This is a genomic window from Streptococcus ovis DSM 16829 (assembly GCF_000380125.1).
GTDB classification, from domain to species: Bacteria; Bacillota; Bacilli; order Lactobacillales; family Streptococcaceae; genus Streptococcus; species Streptococcus ovis.
In genome coordinates this window covers 151,664-169,244 of sequence record NZ_KB904581.1, presented here as the reverse complement: position 1 = coordinate 169,244, position 17,581 = coordinate 151,664, and the positions used below count along the sequence as shown (strand labels likewise).

Sequence of the window (17,581 nt, the reverse complement as noted above, 5' to 3'; positions counted from 1 at the left end):
GCTATGGATCAAGAACGTACGAGCCATTCCTTGGCTCTAAAAGGGAAAATTACTGTAGAGATGGCCATTCAGGCTCTTTATACTCTGGCTAAGGCTTACCATGATGAAAGCCAGCACAAGCTAGAGAATAAGACTTTTGAAGGAGAGACCCGATTTAACGAGTTTATGGCAACCAAATCTCAGAAAGACGTTGAACAACTCTTGAGTAGTGAAGTCCATTTGGCCAAACTTAAGCATTACCTAGAGGAAGCCAAGGTAGGATTTACTTACCAACAAAAAGGAGAGACGACCTACCTTTACTTTGAAAGCAAGAACCGTCTCCTGGCCGAGAAAGCTCTGAAAGACATGTTAGCCGACATGACCAAGAGTCCTGAAAAGCTGACCGCCTTCTCTAAAAAGGTCTTGAAAAAACCCCATGAAATGCTTCCTGAAGAAAAGCTAGCTTATTACAGAAGTCATGCTGTCTATAAGGGGTTGAGTCCAGTTATTACAAAAGAGGTTGGAAAGGAGAAAGCTCGATGAACAGAAAGCCAATTTGGCCCTACCTGCTGGTGGGCTTTTTATCGTTTGTCTTGGCTCAATCCCTCTATGCATACTACCAACTATCGACACAAGCTGTTCCTTTTATGGGAATGCTAAGGGTGAATTGGTTACTGGAGAATTGGTCTCTCTTTCCTCTCCTCATCTCATTTGAACCTGAAGTCTTGATGGCTGGTCTTATCGGTTTTAGTCTTCCTATGTTGGTTTACGTATCTGGGGATAGGAGTTCCTACCGCCACGGGGAGGAACAAGGGAGTGCCCGTTTTGCTACCTTGCGTGAAATGAAACGGTTTGAGGACCAGGACAATGATAAGAATATGATTTTTACCAAACAGGTCAAGATGGGGCTTTTTAACTTTCGTCTAGCCTATAACGTCCAACTCAACAAGAATGTCATCGTGATTGGTCTTCCAGGAGACGGGAAAACCTTCACCTTTGTACTGCCTAACCTCATGCAGCTGAACTCGAACTTTGTGGTCACAGACCCAAAAGGCAACCTGGTCCATGAGACAGGGAAGATGCTGGAAAGAAATGGCTATGCCGTTAAAGTCTTTGACCTCATCCGTCTAAAGAACTCTGACCGCTTTAATCCCTTTCATTACATGAAATCTGAGCTGGATATCGACCGTATCTCTGAAGCTATCACAGAAGGAACCAAGAAAAGCGAACACATGGGAGAAGACTTTTGGGTACAGGCAGAATTGATGTTGCAGCGGGCTTTGATTGGGTACCTCTATTTTGATTCCAGAGCCCCTGACACAGGAGCACAGCTCTATACACCTAACCTAGGACATGTGGCCGATTTGTTACGTGGGATTTACCGTGAGGATCCCGATGTGCCTAGCCCAGTTGAACAGATGTTTGAAGAGCTGGAGGAATTACAACCTGGTAATTATGCTTATAAACAGTGGCGGCTCTTTCAGAACTTCAAGGGAGAGACCAGAAACAGTGTGGTAGCCATTCTATCGTCTCGCTACTCTATCTTTGACCATGATGACGTGAGAAATCTCATTAGTGAGGATACTATGGAGATAGACACCTGGAACACCAAAAAGACAGCTGTCTTTATTGCTATTCCAGAGACTAATAATGCCTTTAACTTCCTGTCTTCTATCCTCTTTGCGGTTGGTTTTGAAGTCTTGACCCACAAGGCTGATGATATTCTCCAGGGCAGGATACCAGGCTACAGCAGGAAGAACTTGAGACATATTCAGTTTATTCTGGATGAGTTTGCCCAGATTGGCCGTATTCCAAACTTTACCCAGGTTCTGTCCTCTATTCGCTCCCGTGAGATGTCTATTAAGATTATCCTCCAGGCAGTCAATCAGCTGGAGAGCCTTTATAAGAGCGATTGGAAAACCATTTTTAACAACTGTGCGACTCACGTATTTTTAGGGACAAACGACAAGGATACCATGGAATACTACTCGACCCGTTCTGGGAAACAAACCATTAGAACCAGATCAACCTCAAAATCTCACAGTTACCGCAACGGCTCATCAAGTGAAAATAAACAGATCCAGGGCCGCCCACTCCTGACCCCTGATGAAGTGGCCAGAATTGGTGTGGATGAAGGTCTGGTCTTTATCTCTAAGCAGAATGTCTTCAAGGACAAGAAAGCTAGCGTTTATGACCATCCAAGGCAGGCAGAAATCGCCCAGGCTCCTTACGATGATAACTGGTATGACTATAAGCGACTAGGAACGGATATTGATGGTTTGCTTCTCCATGCTAATGACCTAGACCCTCACTTTGAAGAACTGTTTGTGGCTTAAATACAGAAAGGAAACGATATGGAAACACCAAAACTCAAACTTGGCTTTTTAGAGACAATTAGCCAAGTGTTATCTCTGCAAAAAGAGAGCCTAGCAACAGAATACACCGTGATTAATCAATTATTGAAACAGGCAGATGAAGAGACTTTCTACTCGCTATCTCCTCATCTCTTCGTGACAAGAGATGAAGAAGGTACCTTGATTGGTTACCCTCTAGAGGCTACCCCTGAAGGCTATGACCTCTTCAAACACCTGGTAGGAGGACAGATTTAATGGTTTTTACTAAAGCACAAGCAAAATCCCTAGCTATTTTAGACGTGGCTAGGAGCCTTGGGATGGATATGAAACGGTCGTCTCATAAGGAATATTACTGGACAGAGCACGATTCCTTCAAAATCGATACCACAAAAAACACCTGGCACTGGTATTCCAGGGGAACATTTGGAGATACCATAAACCTGGTTCAGGAAATGCGTGACGTGAGCTATAAGGAGGCTATGACATTCTTAGAGACAGGTAATTTTCCTGAAGCAAAACCTAGGGAAGAAATTAGGCAGTCCTTTAGGTACAGCTTAGCTCCTTACGAACAAACCTTCAGAGAAGCTAGAACCTATCTCAAGGAGACCAGGGAACTGTCTGATGAAACCATCGACTTTTTCCTAGAGAAGGGTGTTCTAGCTCAGGCTAGACGAAAGGATAGAGACGGCTTTATTGAAGATGTCTTGGTCTTTAAGTACCTGGACAAGAACCAAAATATAGTGGGGGCCAGCCTCCAGGGCCTAGTTCCTTATCCAGAACGCCATGAAGGTAAGGGCTACCTCAAGCAAATCATGTACCAGTCAGAAGGCATTGCAGGCTTAAACGTCTCTATTGGTGCTCCTGAGCGTTTAGTGGTGGCAGAAGCTCCGATTGACCTTATGAGCTATTACGAGCTTCACAAGGACAGTTTAGAGAATGTCCGACTGGTGGCCATGGAAGGCCTCAAAGAAGGGGTTTTGTCCCGCTATGCTATGGAGGCCCTCCAGGAAAGGGGAGTTGTCAAGGAAATACCTCTGGATTATACAAAATCTAAAGACCTGACCCAGGCTTCTAATTTTCTACCTGAAGTTGCACGATTGACCACCCTTTTTCATGATGGAGAGCATGCAGACCTAATTACACTAGCAGTTGACCAGGACAAGGCAGGAAGTGATTTTATTGAGCAGTTGAAAGAAAAAAATATTCCAGTTATCGATGCCAGACCACCAAAAGGAGAGGGTCAAGAAAAGATGGACTGGAATGCCTATTTACAAGCTGGGAAGGGGTTAGGGCAAAAAGAAAAAGCCCCAGAACAAATCCTGAAGCCAGAAATGGATAGGAGCAATGGTAGTATGGGGTCTTTACAGCTTGAAGCTGAAGGCAGTCCCGCACCCGTAGCTGAAACCTCAGCTACCTTTGAGCAAACTGTTACCAGTCACCCGACGTTCTCCTATCCTTTACTTAAGTTTAGCACAAATAACGAAAAAGTGCAACGACGATATAAAGATTATCACTTGGTTGATGCTGATGATATGAAACGTTTAAAGCAGTATGCTCCATCGATTCAAGCAGCAGCTCAATGGTACTTAAATGAAGTTGCGGATAGTCGTATCATGTATGTGTTTGCGGATAATGGAAGTGAGAAGGTGCTAGCAGTTGATTTTCTGAAGGAAAATTTTATCCATTTGACAGGGATTCGCCCCTTTGAACCAAGTAAGACGGCAGCTGACTTTTTAGTGGACTTTGCAGAAGGAAGAGGGAATTTTCCTAATATTTTATCCAGTCATGCACTCAAAGAAAAGCTTCAAGTATTGCCAATGTTAGAAGACATTTTAGATAGCCGTTCATTCGTCTTAAATGATCTCTCTAGCGTAGAAAAACTGCATAGGCTTGATTTTTCAGAAGCCATCAAAGCAAAAGACGAGGACTTCTTGTTACTCTTTAAGGATTCTGATAAAGGAACTGTCCCTGCCTCCCTGATGAAGCTAAAAGGTGAGTTGGCTACCAATGTTAGAGGGATTAACGAGAAGGTCATACTGGGAATCTATCGTGAACGAAGGGGTCAGATTGAGCAGCTGTCACTCAATGACGACTATATCAAAGATGGTGGAAAACAACTCTTGTCTTTGCTTCAATCAAGAGAATTGGACACTTTTCAAGAACAAATCGTGGAAGAAGTCCCCCAAATAAGACGAGATGTACAGGAAGAGTTAGAAGAAAAGGGACCCCAATCTTCAATCAGCCAACTGGATTCAGATGCAGACGGTATCTCTGATGAAGAAGAACTGAAACAGGGTACCAACCCGCATGACTTTCGCTCCAAACCTGGATCAAGATTACTAGAAGAACATAACCTTGAACCTGAAGAAGTGGCTATAACTTCTAGCAGTCTTGCAGTTGCGGACTTTATCAAAAATAAGGATGTGGCTGGTCTTAACCGTCACCTCAAGGAGGGAATAAAAGACTATCTGGACTCAGATAAATACAAGGACTATCTGACCAAAATGAGCCAGCTAAACAACTACTCCAGTCGTAACCTACGCTTAATTCTTGCCCAACATCCAGAAGCCACTCAGGTTGCTTCCTTTAAGCAGTGGAAGGAAACGTTTGGCCGCCATGTCAAAAAAGGAGAGAAGTCTATCCGGATTTTTGCTCCGATGACCAAGATTAAAAAGGATGAGAACAATCAACCAATTTTGGATAAAAATGGCAAACCAGAAACCGTTACTTTCTTTGGTCTAGTCCCTGTCTTTGACGTTAGTCAAACAGAAGGTAAAGAAATGCCCAAGGCAACTTCAGAGGTTAAGGAACAGCTGACTGATGTAGATTATGCCAATCTCTACCGTGCCCTGATGGCTATTGCCAAGGAGAATAATGTTACTGTCCGCTTTGATGAGATGACAGGTGATAAGAAAGGTCATTACAACGTGACAGAACACCAAATCGTTCTAAGAAGTAACGATATGAACAAGTCACAGTTGATTAAGACCTTTATCCACGAGACTGCTCACTCAGAGTTGCACCATGCCAACAATCCTCAACAAGATATGTTAACGAGAAGCACGGCCGAACTTCAAGCAGAAAGTGTCGCCTATGTTGTGGCCTCCTATTACGGGATTGACACGTCGGATTATTCCTTTGCTTATCTAGCAGGCTGGTCGGATGATAAGGAGAGCCTAGCAGACCTGGAGGCCCAGCTAGATATTGTCCAACAAGAGGCTAAAAGTTTAATGGTTCGGATGGATCAACAGTTGGAACAGTTACGCCTCGCCCAGGAGAAACAAGCCCAGAACCAGTTTGAGCAGAAGCTCCAAAAATTTAAGGATCAGTCTAAGCAAGCCATCGAAGAGCACAAGCAAGAACAAAAGGCAGAAGCTCACTCAAAAAAAGAGAAGGGTTTCTCGAAATGACCGAACGGGATACCCAAAAGACACCCAAGGTCAAATTAAAAACACCACCACCCCAAGGAGGACAACACACATGACAGACCAACAAGAAAACCAACTCCACGCCATCCTATCAGATTTTATTCCGCTGATGGACGGTGACCTTATCCAAGGAATTTCCCCTGAAGCCGATAGCCTCACCCGCCAAGAAGTTTTAGACCAGTTGCTAGCAGACAGGGAACTATTCAATCAAGACGATGCTTCATTAATGAGTTGGCAGGAAGAGAATATTCAGCTCCTGAAAACAATCAGTGATGAAGATTTCCTAGTAGTCCGTGATGAAAAAATATTGCTAACGGAGCTACAAATTGGCCAGTCACTCTTTGAGCCACTTAGTGAAAATCAGCTGGAAGAACTGAAGAAAAAACTTATCTCAGAACAAGAGCAGGCTTCAGAACGTCAGACACAGGCAACTGAAAAAAATGAGCAGAAGCCATCACTCTGGAAGAAAATTCTAAAACCCTTTGGATAGGCTTATCATCTAAAAAAATTCTGTCTCTCTTGATAGAGGGGCAGGATTTAGGGGGTTGGGGATTTCCCCAAAACTGAAAAAGGCAAGAAGGAAAATCGTAAGATTGACCTTCTCTGACCTTTTTTAATTTCGTATTTGCCCGGGCAAATGCTACGCTTGCCACAAGGAAAGGAGGGGGAGGCTATGCCTCAAAAAACAGTAAATCGAAAGAGGAGTATCCGCAAAGAAGTCTACTTTACGGAACAGGAATACCAACAAGTAAAATATACCATGGAACAGATGAAGGCACCTACTTTTCAATACTATGCTAAGAACCAACTGGTACAGGGAAAACTTGTCCAGATTGATTTTTCAGAACTGAAGGCTCTACGAGTGGCCGTCAATCGGATTGGTGGAAACATCAATCAAATTGCCAAACACGCTAACGAAAATCAGGAGATTAGCACGGAAGAACTTGCTCAAGTCTTAGCCTATCTTTCTGAACTAAAAGATATGGTGGCGGCTAAGCTATCTAGTACGGAGAAGAAGAGCCTACAGGAACGAAAAGAAAAAGAAATAAGGACGTATGACGAATGGTAGCTATTAAACCACCTAAACAAATTAAAACACCATCCAACTTAAAAATAGCCGTCCGCTATATTTTGAACGAGGCTAAAACACTGATCCAAAATTCAGGAGATCAAGACTTTGATTTTCCATTAGTTTATCACAATGGAGAGATGCAACTGAAGCTAGTTTCTGGTCACAGGATTGAAGACGTTAGCGTGGCAGATGAAGAAATGGTCATGACAAAATTAGCTGCGGCCTTAAAAAAAGGAGACGATGACCTCAAGGAATTGTCTTCGGGAAAACAAGTTCTGGCCCATCATATTATCCAATCTTTTTCGCCAGATGACAACCTAACACCTGAACAAGTTCATGAAATTGGTAGACGGACCATGATGGAATTTACTGGAGGAGATCACGAGTTTATTATCGCAACTCATACCGATAAAAACCATCTCCATAATCACATCATATTATCTACGACAAACACTTCAACGCTGAAAAAAATTCGTTGGCAGAAAAATACTCTTAAAAATTTACAAGCCATCTCAGATAAACAAGCATCCAAATATGGAGCTAAAATTATTGAACCTACTATGAAAAATTCTTATACTAAATATTCAGCTTGGAGACGACAGAATAATTATCGGTTTGAAATTAAACAACGTCTAGACTTTCTTCTGAAGCAATCCGTATCACTAGAAGACTTCAAGGAAAAAGCCAAGGCTCTTGACCTTCAGATTGATTTTTCTGGTAAGTTTGTTAAATACAAACTTACTGATGAACCCCAACAAAGAAATGTCAGGGACGATACGCTTTCTAAGAAGGGGGACTATTCCTTAGAAAAAATAAAAGAGCGTTTGGTTCTTAATGAGTTGGTGGTAAGCACTTCTGAAATAAAGGAACGATATCAGGAATTAAAGGCTGAGGTGGAACAAGATTTTGAGTTGAAGTTAGAAGTGGCTAGTTGGCAAGTGGAACAAGAAAGCCCACAGGGTATCTATATCCAGATGGATTATGGTGCTCTGAATAGTGGCACAATTCTAGTTCCTTCCCATAAGGTAGATAAGAATGAAGAAGGTAACTACACGATTTACATCAAGGAAAAAGATTACTTTTATTTTCTCAATCCAGACCAGTCTCAAAAGAACCGTTACATGATGGGAACAACTGTCGCGAGACAATTAGCTAAACAAAATGGAGAGGTGCTTATCACAAAAAATCCTCAAATAGCATCCATGCGTCAGTTGATTAAAGAGTATAATTTTCTGGTGAAACATGGCGTAACAGATGGCACACAGTTCCGAGAGTTAGAGGAGCGATTTAACGAGAAAATCGATGCGACCCACAAGGAGCTAAGTCGATTAGATGACCGTCTGGCTCATTATCACAAAATAGAAGGGGCTTTACTTTCTCTGAAGCAGAATCCAGAAAATAACTTGGTGGGCATGCAGCTGTTAGAAGAGTTGGGAGTACCTAAAGACATTCACCTTGAGGAAGTGGCACAGATTATTAAGCAGTTTGAAGTAGAAAAGGGCGCTTTGCAAGAGTTTTTCGATGATACCGTGAGGACTTATACAACTTACCAAGAAATGAGAGATCAGATTAACTTACGTGAGATAGGCACTCGCAAACATGAGTCGGAAGAAAAGTCACTCTAGCTATTGAGTTTTTCAGAAAAGTTTCTATCTGTTTTCAGTATAATAAAACTATGATTGGATTTGATGAAAAAGCCTTTGTGGTGGCCTTAGATAGACAACGTGAGAAAGAGTTTCTCAAGCAAATTAAACAGTATGATGAGCAGGTGGCTTCTGTGATGAGGCTGAAAGGTTATCAGCGGATAGATGCTAGTGAACGGACTGTCTTGTTTACCTTTGGAGAAATGACCTTCTCCAGGAACCGTTGGAGAAAGGGAGTTGAGACTCGTTACCCTGTCGATGAATGGCTCGGTTTGAAAAAGTATATGCGGTATTCTCCTGAACTGATTTACCATATGGCGAGGCATGCTTCTGTTTTATCCTACCGTGAAGTCTGTCGAACGATCCAGGTCGCTTACCGTTTGGAGGTGACTAAGGATGCCGTCTTAAAAGCGGTCAAGACTGCTGGAAGGCTCTTTTCTGAGAAAGAACGGTATCGCTTTTATATGGAAGGAGAACAACCACAAAAAATCCAGGCAGACAAAATCTACCTGGAGGGGGACGGAGTGATGGTCAAAACAAGTTCAGCTGGAGATGAACGGCACAATACAGATATAGCCCACTTTCTTATCCATACAGGAGCTAAGAAAATTGGCAACAATCGCTATATCCTGCAAAATAAGCATGAGATTATCAATGTCAATTATGACCAGGCTAAGGAGGAACTTCTGGACTACCTCTATAACCATTTTGAAATCACGGACAAGACTATTCTAATCACCAACTCAGACAATGGCAAGGGCTACACCAAGCGAGTTTTTCAGGAAATCAAAAAAGCTTTAGGGATAAAACACCACGAACACTTTTGGGATGCCTACCATCTCAACGAGAAGCTAAAAACCTTCCTTAAGCCTTACCCTTCTACCCTCATGGAATTGGCTTTCAAGGCTATTCAAACCCACCAAAAGCCGTTGCTTGTGACTTTATTTGATACGATTGAGTCCCTGGTACAAACTGAAGAAGAGTACGAGTGTTTCGTATCCTTTCGTCAAAAGCTGATGAGAGGTTTCAAGGATACCAAGCCACCTAAACTAAGAGGACTATCTTCACGTGGAATAGGAGTTATGGAGAGTCAGCACCGTAAGGTGACGTATCGCATGAAGCATAGGGGGATGTACTGGTCTATTGAGGGAGCTTGTGCTATGGCCAGAATGATTCTCTTAGAACGAGTGGACCAATTAGAAGACCTCTTTTTTGGTGATTGGCGGAAACGTTATGAACCATACAAGGACAGTAGTTTTAGTGCAGGTTATCTGATTGACCATTTGCCACATGAAGCAATGGTGATTAAACGAAGGCGACGAAGGTAGATAAATTCCAGTTAAACAGGAATTAACCGCTAAAAATGTAATTTTTAGGGGTGTTTTTAGCATGATTTACATAGAAAATCCTTGCTTTTTTGCCTAAATGGTGGTACAATAAAAGTATTGAAAAACAAAAAAGGTGTAGGAGCAGACACTCCTACACCACCGATTAAGACAAACCGACACTTTGCTTAATCAGTCAAACAGTATTGTAGCACAAAAAGAACAATATCGTCAAGACTGAGGCAAAGGAAAAAACTTTGTTTCAGTCTTTTTTCGGATAAAGAACCTAGAGTTTTCTTAGGTTATAAGGGGTAGTTGGAGTTTCCCAAAAATTTAGACACATACAATTTTTAGTCAGGGATTGACAAATAGAAATTGGAGTAGTATAATAATAAAGACTTTGAAATTGAGGGGAGTGAAAAAAATGTCTAAAACAGTAGTACGCAAGAATGAATCACTTGACGATGCTCTTCGCCGTTTCAAACGTGCGGTTACCAAAGCTGGTACGCTTCAAGAAACACGCAAACGTGAGTTCTACGAAAAACCATCTGTAAAACGTAAACGCAAATCAGAAGCAGCTCGTAAGCGTAAAAAATTCTAATAGAATATGAAAAAGCAGCTGTAAGGCTGTTTTTTTATAATGATACATTCTGAAAAGGAGAATCTTATGGCTATCTTAGTCACTGGTGGTGCAGGTTATATCGGCAGCCACACTGTTGTTGAATTGCAAAAATTAGGCAAAGAAGTAGTTATCGCAGATAACTTGTCTAACTCGAGTTTATTGGTATTAGACCGTATCGAAACGATTACAGGAAAACGACCAACCTTTTATGAGTTGGATGTAGCAGATAAGGATGCTCTTCGACAAGTTTTTGAAAATGAAGACATTGAATCAGCCATCCATTTTGCAGGTTACAAGGCTGTTGGAGAGTCGGTTGAAAAGCCAATCATGTATTATGAAAATAATATTATGTCTACCCTTGCCCTAGTAGAGATTATGGCAGAATATGATGTGAAAAAACTCGTATTTAGCTCGAGTGCGACAGTGTATGGCCTCAATAATCCATCCCCACTAGTGGAAGAGATGCCAACAAGCGCTACGAATCCGTATGGCTATACAAAAGTGATGCTAGAGCAAGTTCTTCGAGATGTAGAAGTGGCAGACAAAGAGTGGAGTATTGCCTTACTTCGTTATTTCAATCCAATTGGAGCTCATGAATCAGGCTTGATTGGAGAAGATCCTGCAGGGATTCCAAATAATCTCATGCCCTTCATTTCACAAGTAGCAGTTGGCAAACGTGAACAACTTAGTGTCTTTGGAAATGACTACGACACTGTTGATGGTACTGGTGTGCGTGATTATATCCATGTAGTGGATTTGGCTCTTGGACATATCAAGGCTTTAGAAAAAATTTCAGATGCTACAGGTGTATACACTTATAATTTGGGATCAGGTAAAGGAACCAGTGTCTTAGAATTGGTACAGGCTTTTGAAAAAGTAAATGGTGTACCAGTTCCCTATAAGATTGTGGACCGCCGTCCTGGTGATATTGCTACTTGCTATGCGAATGCAGATAAGGCGTTAGCAGAACTCAATTGGAGAACAGAAAAATCAATTGAAGACATGTGTCGTGACACTTGGAAATGGCAATCACAAAATCCAAATGGTTATGAAGCTTAGAAAAAAAGAGAAGTTGGACATCAACTTCTCTTTCGTCTTCTTGGCAATAAAAAACAGGCAGAGCCTGTTTCATGAATCATTTTTTCAATAAGTCGCGGATTTCTGCAAGAAGTTCTTCTTGAGTAGGTCCAGCAGGAGCTTCTTCTTCAACTTTTTTAGGCATTGCTTTTTCAGCAGCTTTTACAACGAAGAAAAGAGAAATACCAACGATAAGGAAGTTAATAATAGCGCTCAAGAAACTACCGTATTTCACACCGTTCCAAGCTAATTTTGCAATATCTTCAACATTTGCAGCTTTCAAAGCTGGGTTCAAAATAAGTGGAGTGATGATGTCACCAACAAATGAAGTGACAATCGCACCAAATGCACCCCCAATAACAACTGCAACAGCTAAATCAATAATGTTCCCACGGAACAAAAATGCTTTCAATTCTTTTAACATATCCTAAATATGTCCTTTCATAAATATTTTACTTTATCTATTATATAGGTTTTTTTTAAATTTTCAAGTTATGCATTCTGAAAATTTACATTTTCTGTCTTTTAGTATAAAATAGAGAATGGTATAATGTGCTGATAGTGTGCATGGAGAGGGGGATGAAATGATTTCAAAAGAGACAATTAATGAAATTAAGTCTGCAGTCAACATTGTAGATGTCATTGGTGAATCTGTTGCGTTGACAAAAGCAGGACGCAATTATCTAGGTCTTTGTCCTTTCCATGGCGAAAAAACACCATCTTTTAATGTAGTGGAAGATAAGCAATTCTATCACTGTTTTGGTTGTGGTCGTTCTGGAGATGTGTTTAAGTTCATCGAGGAAAGTAGGGGAGTGTCCTTTGCAGAAAGTGTCCAATTTGTTGCTGAAAAAGCTGGATTTTCAATTGAGCTGCAGCCACAAGAGAAAAAGGAGCATCAGCAGAATCATCCCCATCAAGTCTTATATGATATCCATACAGAGGCGAATAAGTTTTATCATGCCTTGCTCATGACAACAAAGATGGGAGAGGCGGCACGAACTTACCTTCATCAGAGAGGTTTGACGGATGACATTATCCGCTACTTTCAAATGGGTTTGTCACCGAATGAGCCAAATTATCTTTTTCAGCATTTGTCCAAAAAGTTTTCTGAAGTAGATTTGCTTAATTCAGGGCTTTTTAACACAGGGAATAACAATCTCATCTACGATGCTTTTCAAGGGCGAATTTTATTCCCTCTAACGGATGAATATGGGCGTGTGATTGCTTTTTCGGGTCGTATTTGGACGGAGGAAGATATAAAGAATTCTCAATTAGCCAAGTACAAGAATAGCCGCGCTACGGAGATTTTCAATAAAAGTTATGAACTCTATCATCTAGATAAAGCCAAAGCTAGTATCAAGAAACACCGCGAAGTCTATCTGATGGAAGGTTTTATGGATGTTATCGCAGCTTATCGTGCAGGACTTGAAAATGCAGTCGCATCTATGGGAACGGCACTGACACCTGATCATGTCCGCCATTTATCCAAATATTGTAAGAAAGTTGTTCTGACTTATGATGGTGATAAAGCGGGCCAAGCTGCGACTGCTAAAGCACTTGATGAATTGAAACAATTTGATGTGGAAATTGTTTCTTTGCCTGATAATATGGATCCTGATGAGTTTATTGCAAAGCAAGGAGAAGCTGCTCTTGAGCAGGTATTGACCAAGTCTAGGATGACAGGAGTTGAGTTTTTAATTCACTATCTGAAACCTGAAAATCCTGAGAATCTACAAATGCAAATTTCTTTTGTAGAGCAAATGGCACCTATTATTGCAAGGACCTCTTCCATTACTGCACAAAATTCATACATTTATAAGGTGGCTGAATTGCTAGCTGACTTTGATTACCAACAGGTAGAAGATGCAGTCAATCGTGCTCGTCTAGCTGCTCGTCAACAAAGGCAAGTAAGTCAGCATTCCTATCCAGCTGAATCATTATCTCAACCACCTCGAGAACCTGTTGCTCCGCCTCAGATGAAAGTAACGAATTTGATTCGAACGGAAAATCATCTCCTCTATCGAATGGCTGAACATGCCTATATTTTGAATGAATATCGATTACGTGAAGATTTTCAGTTTGCAACGCCAGAATTGCAAGTATTATTTGAATTGTTGAAGGCGAATGGTGAGATTACCTCGTATGATTTGGCACAGCAAGATGAGATGGTCCAGAGAGCTTGGTATCGTGTGCAGGAAGAGAAATTACCTAGCGAAATAGGGAGCAATGAATTAGAAGAGTTGGAAAATAATCGTCATCGCGAACTCATTAAGCGAGATAATCGCTTGAAATTAAAAATGGTTCGAGACCAGGCACATGTTGGTAACGACACAGAAGCACTTGATGAGCTGACTCAGCTCATTGCACAAAAAAGAAAAATGGAGTAATTATGGTAGCGAAAAAAGCAGAGAAAAAGACAGAAGTTACAACTTTTGATGTCCAAGTGGCAGACTTTATTCGGAATCACAAAAAAGCGGGAACAGCTGTTGACGATGATATTTTAGAGCAATTGGCCGTTCCGTTCACATTGGATGCTGATGGGATTGATGATTTGCTCCAACGGATTCAAGATGCGGGGATTTCAATTGTTGATAAAGGTGGAAACCCAAGCGCACGTGTGATTCAGAATGAAGAGGAACCTGAACTTTCGGATGAAGAATTGCTTGGAAGCAATTCAGCGAAGGTCAATGACCCAGTCCGCATGTACTTAAAAGAAATTGGTGTTGTGCCTCTTTTAACCAATGAGGAGGAACAAGAGTTGGCGCTTGCTGTTGAAGCAGGAGATGTTGAAGCGAAACAACGCTTAGCAGAAGCCAACTTACGTTTGGTAGTTTCAATTGCGAAGCGCTATGTAGGTCGTGGCATGCAATTCTTGGACCTTATCCAAGAAGGAAATATGGGGCTTATGAAAGCCGTGGACAAATTTGATTACTCCAAAGGATTCAAATTCTCAACTTATGCAACATGGTGGATCCGTCAAGCAATTACACGTGCGATTGCAGACCAGGCTCGTACGATTCGGATTCCAGTCCACATGGTAGAGACCATTAACAAATTGGTTCGTGAACAACGTAATTTGCTCCAAGAGTTGGGACAAGATCCTACACCTGAACAAATCGCAGAGCGGATGGATATGACACCAGATAAGGTACGTGAAATCTTGAAGATTGCGCAGGAACCAGTTTCTCTGGAAACACCAATTGGTGAAGAAGATGATAGCCATCTTGGTGATTTTATCGAAGACGAAGTCATTGAAAATCCAGTAGATTACACTACTCGTGTAGTACTTCGTGAGCAGTTGGATGAAGTATTGGATACTTTGACAGACCGTGAGGAAAATGTGCTCCGTCTCCGTTTTGGTCTGGACGATGGAAAGATGCGCACCTTGGAAGATGTGGGTAAAGTCTTTAACGTAACACGTGAACGTATCCGTCAGATCGAAGCCAAAGCTCTCCGTAAACTCCGCCATCCAAGCCGCAGCAAACCACTTCGTGACTTTATGGAGGATTAAAAATGTCCTTGGGACATTTTTAACGCTCCGCTAGAAATAAGGAACGGAGCTAGTTGGGAGAGATTTTTAACCCGATCTAGAAATTGTTTAGCTTGTAACCATGACACCATTATGGTACAGCAGGTAATAAGAGGAGAGAAAATATGTATACAGATGAACAAGTAAAGGACATTCAAGAACGGATTTTCACTGCTCTTGAAGAGGTGATTGACCCTGAATTAGGGATTGATATTATTAATCTTGGGTTGATTTATGAGATTCGCTTTATGGATGGAAAAGCAGAAATTGATATGACCTTAACTACAATGGGATGTCCTTTGGCAGATCTGATTACAGATCAAATACATGATGTATTGCAAAGTGTGCCTGAGGTGAAAGAAATCGATGTTCGATTAGTGTGGTCTCCTGCATGGACAGTTCAAAAAATGAGCCGATATGCACGTATTGCCTTAGGAATTAGATAAAAGTAAGCTGACAGTGATTGTCAGCATTTTTTGTGTCTATATGCTATTCAATTAATCAAATGAATAGGGAATCAGAAATAATTGATAGGATGATGAAGAGTTGTGAGAATTTCTTTCTAGCATTGGATAGATTTTTATAATGGATTACGTTATTAATGCATTTATTTTAGTTTCTGTTTATGAAGTACATAGTAAAAAGTTTTATCTACTATTTTCTTTGTAAAATATTCTAGAAATAGACGAATAAATTGTGAACTTTTTGTCAAACTTTACAATCTAAACCATAATGACTTATGATATGATGAAAAAAATTAGAGAAAATAAGGAGGGCACATGATGTCTGAATTAAACAATGGAATCTATGTTGGTACTGGTCAGGGGCAACATGGTGATTATGATGTTGAAGTTACAATTGTTGGTGGTAAAATTGGTGCAGTTAAGGTGTTAGGGAATCATGGTTCTCCTGCTTATCCAGATAATGCTTCTGTATATATTCCAGAAAGAATTGTTGCCCAACAATCTACCAAAGTAGATGCAGTCAGTGGAGCAACTGTTTCTTCTCATGCGATTATGGATGCAGTAGAAGATGCTCTGAAAAAAGCAGGATTGCAGGAAGAGCATGATTTGTCTGAGAAAGATATTTCAGTGGATGTAGCCATTGTTGCAGCAGGGCCAGCTGGATTAGCAGCAGCTGTAACAGCTGCAGAAGCAGGATTAACTGTAGCTGTCTTTGAAAAACAATCGGTTACTGGTGGCACTGCGAATATGGGAATGGGACCTTTGGGCATTAATACTAAGATTCAACGGTCTATGTTCAATGATCTTTCTATTAAAGAGGCTTTGACCAAACAAATGGAATACACACATTACCGTGTGGATGCTGATTTAGTACAAACCTATTTTAACCTTTCTAGCAATACAATAGATTGGTTGCAAGAAATGGGAGTTAAATTTGCAGGTGCATTCCGTTACTTTAAAGAATCTGAAGCAACTTGGCACATTGTAGATAATAATGGAAAAATCGGTCCAGGTGCTGCAGCACCAATGAATAAGGCGATGACAGAAAGAGCCAAAGAATTGGGGGTTGACTTTTACTTAAATACACCAGTAGATGATTTGATGCTAGAAGGTGGCAAGGTTGTTGGTCTGACTGCTACAAGTAAGGAAGGACAAGTGATTCATGCTCATGCTAAGGCTGTGATTGTGGCAACTGGAGGCTTTGGTAGCAACGCTGCAATGATTAAAGAAGAATTTGGATATGATTTGAATCAGAATTTTTATACTTTTAATGTACCAGGTATTACGGGAGAAGGTCTGAAAATGATGTGGAAGGCAGGTGCTCAAAAGTTTGGCCTAGCCACAGAAATCATCTTTGTTTTGCCACATAACTTAGATTATATGATAGCCGATGGTGTCCTTCGTCAACCAAATCTTCTTATCAATCAACGTGGGGAACGCTTTATGAATGAAGGGTTCATGGGAAATACAACATTTGCTGGAAATGCTATTGCTTTACAACCGGGCCACTATGCATATTGTATTATGGATCGTTCGATTTTGAAAAATTACCAAGAAAATGGACCGGACATTGTAGACTTTGTTCACCCAGTTCAAGGGTTCCATATGATTGATCAGGATGTACAAAAAGCGAAAGAAAACAACTACGAAGCGATTATTACAGCTGATACGCTTGAAGAATTAGCAGCTAAATTGCAGATTCCACTTGAAACGTTACACCATACGATTACCGAATACAATCAATTTTGCGCCAAAGGAGTGGATGAAATTTTCTTTAAAGATGAAAAGTTCTTGCACCCAATTACTGGAGAGGGCGGTTATTTAGTTGGTAAATATTATGTAGGTGCGTATGGTACGATGGGTGGTGTACGGATAAATGCTCAATGTCAGGTTTTGGATGAGGAAAATCAAGTAATTCCAGGACTATATAGTGCAGGATCAGATGCCAATACCATTTACGGAGACAGTTATAACTTTACCTTACCAGGAAATTCTATGGGGTTTGCAGTCAATTCAGGACGGATGGCAGGTCAAGCTATTGTTAATAATTTAAAATAAATGATAATTCCTGTCTGATAAGGGTGTTTA

15 protein-coding genes are annotated in these 17,581 nt (G+C 41.0%); 14 read left to right on the top strand and 1 reads right to left on the bottom strand.

The window, feature by feature from the left end; translation table 11 throughout:
- Positions 1-3 precede the first annotated feature (3 nt).
- The 10 genes from A3I9_RS0109625 (at position 4) to galE (ending at position 11,482) form a co-directional block, all read left to right on the top strand.
- Positions 4-522 (top strand): hypothetical protein, encoded by a 519-nt coding sequence (locus A3I9_RS0109625; protein ID WP_018378823.1) that lies wholly within the window; start codon positions 4-6, stop codon positions 520-522.
- Entirely contained in the window at positions 519-2,315 is a 1,797-nt protein-coding gene (locus tag A3I9_RS0109620; protein WP_018378822.1) for a VirD4-like conjugal transfer protein, CD1115 family, read from the top strand. Before A3I9_RS0109625 ends, A3I9_RS0109620 begins: the two co-directional genes overlap by 4 nt.
- A gap of 18 nt (positions 2,316-2,333) precedes the next feature.
- Positions 2,334-2,588 carry a hypothetical protein gene (locus A3I9_RS0109615; protein ID WP_018378821.1) on the top strand — a complete coding sequence of 85 codons (255 nt, stop codon included), beginning with the start codon at positions 2,334-2,336 and terminating at the stop codon, positions 2,586-2,588.
- Positions 2,588-5,743: a PBECR4 domain-containing protein gene (locus A3I9_RS0109610; RefSeq protein WP_018378820.1), complete on the top strand. Its 3,156-nt coding sequence runs from the start codon at positions 2,588-2,590 to the stop codon at positions 5,741-5,743. Before A3I9_RS0109615 ends, A3I9_RS0109610 begins: the two co-directional genes overlap by 1 nt.
- A 70-nt stretch (positions 5,744-5,813) precedes the next feature.
- Positions 5,814-6,251, top strand: a complete 438-nt coding sequence (locus A3I9_RS0109605) for a hypothetical protein (RefSeq protein ID WP_018378819.1) — start codon at positions 5,814-5,816, stop codon at positions 6,249-6,251.
- A 183-nt stretch (positions 6,252-6,434) separates the two neighbouring features.
- Positions 6,435-6,830 carry a plasmid mobilization relaxosome protein MobC gene (gene mobC, locus A3I9_RS0109600; RefSeq protein WP_018378818.1) on the top strand — a complete coding sequence of 132 codons (396 nt, stop codon included), beginning with the start codon at positions 6,435-6,437 and terminating at the stop codon, positions 6,828-6,830.
- The gene (locus A3I9_RS0109595; protein ID WP_018378817.1) at positions 6,824-8,458 is read left to right on the top strand and encodes a relaxase/mobilization nuclease domain-containing protein; all 1,635 of its coding nucleotides are present in this window, start codon (positions 6,824-6,826) and stop codon (positions 8,456-8,458) included. The genes mobC and A3I9_RS0109595 overlap by 7 nt, the downstream gene beginning before the upstream one ends.
- 50 nt (positions 8,459-8,508) lie before the next feature.
- The gene (locus A3I9_RS0109590; RefSeq protein WP_018378816.1) at positions 8,509-9,804 is read left to right on the top strand and encodes an ISLre2 family transposase; all 1,296 of its coding nucleotides are present in this window, start codon (positions 8,509-8,511) and stop codon (positions 9,802-9,804) included.
- Between the two features lie 421 nt (positions 9,805-10,225).
- Complete coding sequence (rpsU, locus tag A3I9_RS0109585; protein WP_000048054.1) at positions 10,226-10,402, top strand: 30S ribosomal protein S21; 177 nt, start codon at positions 10,226-10,228, stop codon at positions 10,400-10,402.
- 66 nt (positions 10,403-10,468) lie between these two features.
- Positions 10,469-11,482, top strand: coding sequence for a UDP-glucose 4-epimerase GalE (gene galE / locus A3I9_RS0109580; protein WP_018378815.1), 1,014 nt, complete (start codon positions 10,469-10,471; stop codon positions 11,480-11,482).
- 76 nt (positions 11,483-11,558) lie between these two features.
- Here galE and mscL read toward each other — a convergent pair whose 3' ends face one another.
- A complete protein-coding gene (mscL, locus tag A3I9_RS0109575; protein ID WP_018378814.1) occupies positions 11,559-11,924 on the bottom strand; it encodes a large conductance mechanosensitive channel protein MscL in 366 nt (121 codons plus the stop codon).
- A gap of 160 nt (positions 11,925-12,084) precedes the next feature.
- Here mscL and dnaG point away from each other — a divergent pair, with 160 nt between their 5' ends.
- The 4 genes from dnaG (at position 12,085) to A3I9_RS0109555 (ending at position 17,551) form a co-directional block, all read left to right on the top strand.
- Positions 12,085-13,887: a DNA primase gene (gene dnaG, locus A3I9_RS0109570; protein ID WP_018378813.1), complete on the top strand. Its 1,803-nt coding sequence runs from the start codon at positions 12,085-12,087 to the stop codon at positions 13,885-13,887.
- Positions 13,888-13,889: 2 nt separating this feature from the next.
- Positions 13,890-15,011 carry an RNA polymerase sigma factor RpoD gene (rpoD, locus tag A3I9_RS0109565; protein WP_018378812.1) on the top strand — a complete coding sequence of 374 codons (1,122 nt, stop codon included), beginning with the start codon at positions 13,890-13,892 and terminating at the stop codon, positions 15,009-15,011.
- A gap of 143 nt (positions 15,012-15,154) precedes the next feature.
- Positions 15,155-15,475, top strand: coding sequence for a metal-sulfur cluster assembly factor (locus A3I9_RS0109560; protein ID WP_018378811.1), 321 nt, complete (start codon positions 15,155-15,157; stop codon positions 15,473-15,475).
- 333 nt (positions 15,476-15,808) lie between these two features.
- The gene (locus tag A3I9_RS0109555) at positions 15,809-17,551 is read left to right on the top strand and encodes an FAD-dependent oxidoreductase (protein WP_156809193.1); all 1,743 of its coding nucleotides are present in this window, start codon (positions 15,809-15,811) and stop codon (positions 17,549-17,551) included.
- Positions 17,552-17,581 lie beyond the last annotated feature (30 nt).

Bases quoted from the DNA above. Each gene is read 5' to 3' on its own strand.
- dnaG (WP_018378813.1), top strand. From the start codon at position 12,085: ATGATTTCAAAAGAGACAATTAATGAAATTAAGTCTGCAGTCAACATT.
- A3I9_RS0109625 (WP_018378823.1), top strand. From the start codon at position 4: ATGGATCAAGAACGTACGAGCCATTCCTTGGCTCTAAAAGGGAAAATT.
- A3I9_RS0109595 (WP_018378817.1), top strand. From the start codon at position 6,824: ATGGTAGCTATTAAACCACCTAAACAAATTAAAACACCATCCAACTTA.
- mobC (WP_018378818.1), top strand. From the start codon at position 6,435: ATGCCTCAAAAAACAGTAAATCGAAAGAGGAGTATCCGCAAAGAAGTC.
- A3I9_RS0109620 (WP_018378822.1), top strand. From the start codon at position 519: ATGAACAGAAAGCCAATTTGGCCCTACCTGCTGGTGGGCTTTTTATCG.
- A3I9_RS0109605 (WP_018378819.1), top strand. From the start codon at position 5,814: ATGACAGACCAACAAGAAAACCAACTCCACGCCATCCTATCAGATTTT.
- mscL (WP_018378814.1), bottom strand. From the start codon at position 11,924: ATGTTAAAAGAATTGAAAGCATTTTTGTTCCGTGGGAACATTATTGAT.
- A3I9_RS0109555 (WP_156809193.1), top strand. From the start codon at position 15,809: ATGATGTCTGAATTAAACAATGGAATCTATGTTGGTACTGGTCAGGGG.
- A3I9_RS0109590 (WP_018378816.1), top strand. From the start codon at position 8,509: ATGATTGGATTTGATGAAAAAGCCTTTGTGGTGGCCTTAGATAGACAA.
- A3I9_RS0109615 (WP_018378821.1), top strand. From the start codon at position 2,334: ATGGAAACACCAAAACTCAAACTTGGCTTTTTAGAGACAATTAGCCAA.
- A3I9_RS0109560 (WP_018378811.1), top strand. From the start codon at position 15,155: ATGTATACAGATGAACAAGTAAAGGACATTCAAGAACGGATTTTCACT.
- rpoD (WP_018378812.1), top strand. From the start codon at position 13,890: ATGGTAGCGAAAAAAGCAGAGAAAAAGACAGAAGTTACAACTTTTGAT.
- A3I9_RS0109610 (WP_018378820.1), top strand. From the start codon at position 2,588: ATGGTTTTTACTAAAGCACAAGCAAAATCCCTAGCTATTTTAGACGTG.
- galE (WP_018378815.1), top strand. From the start codon at position 10,469: ATGGCTATCTTAGTCACTGGTGGTGCAGGTTATATCGGCAGCCACACT.
- rpsU (WP_000048054.1), top strand. From the start codon at position 10,226: ATGTCTAAAACAGTAGTACGCAAGAATGAATCACTTGACGATGCTCTT.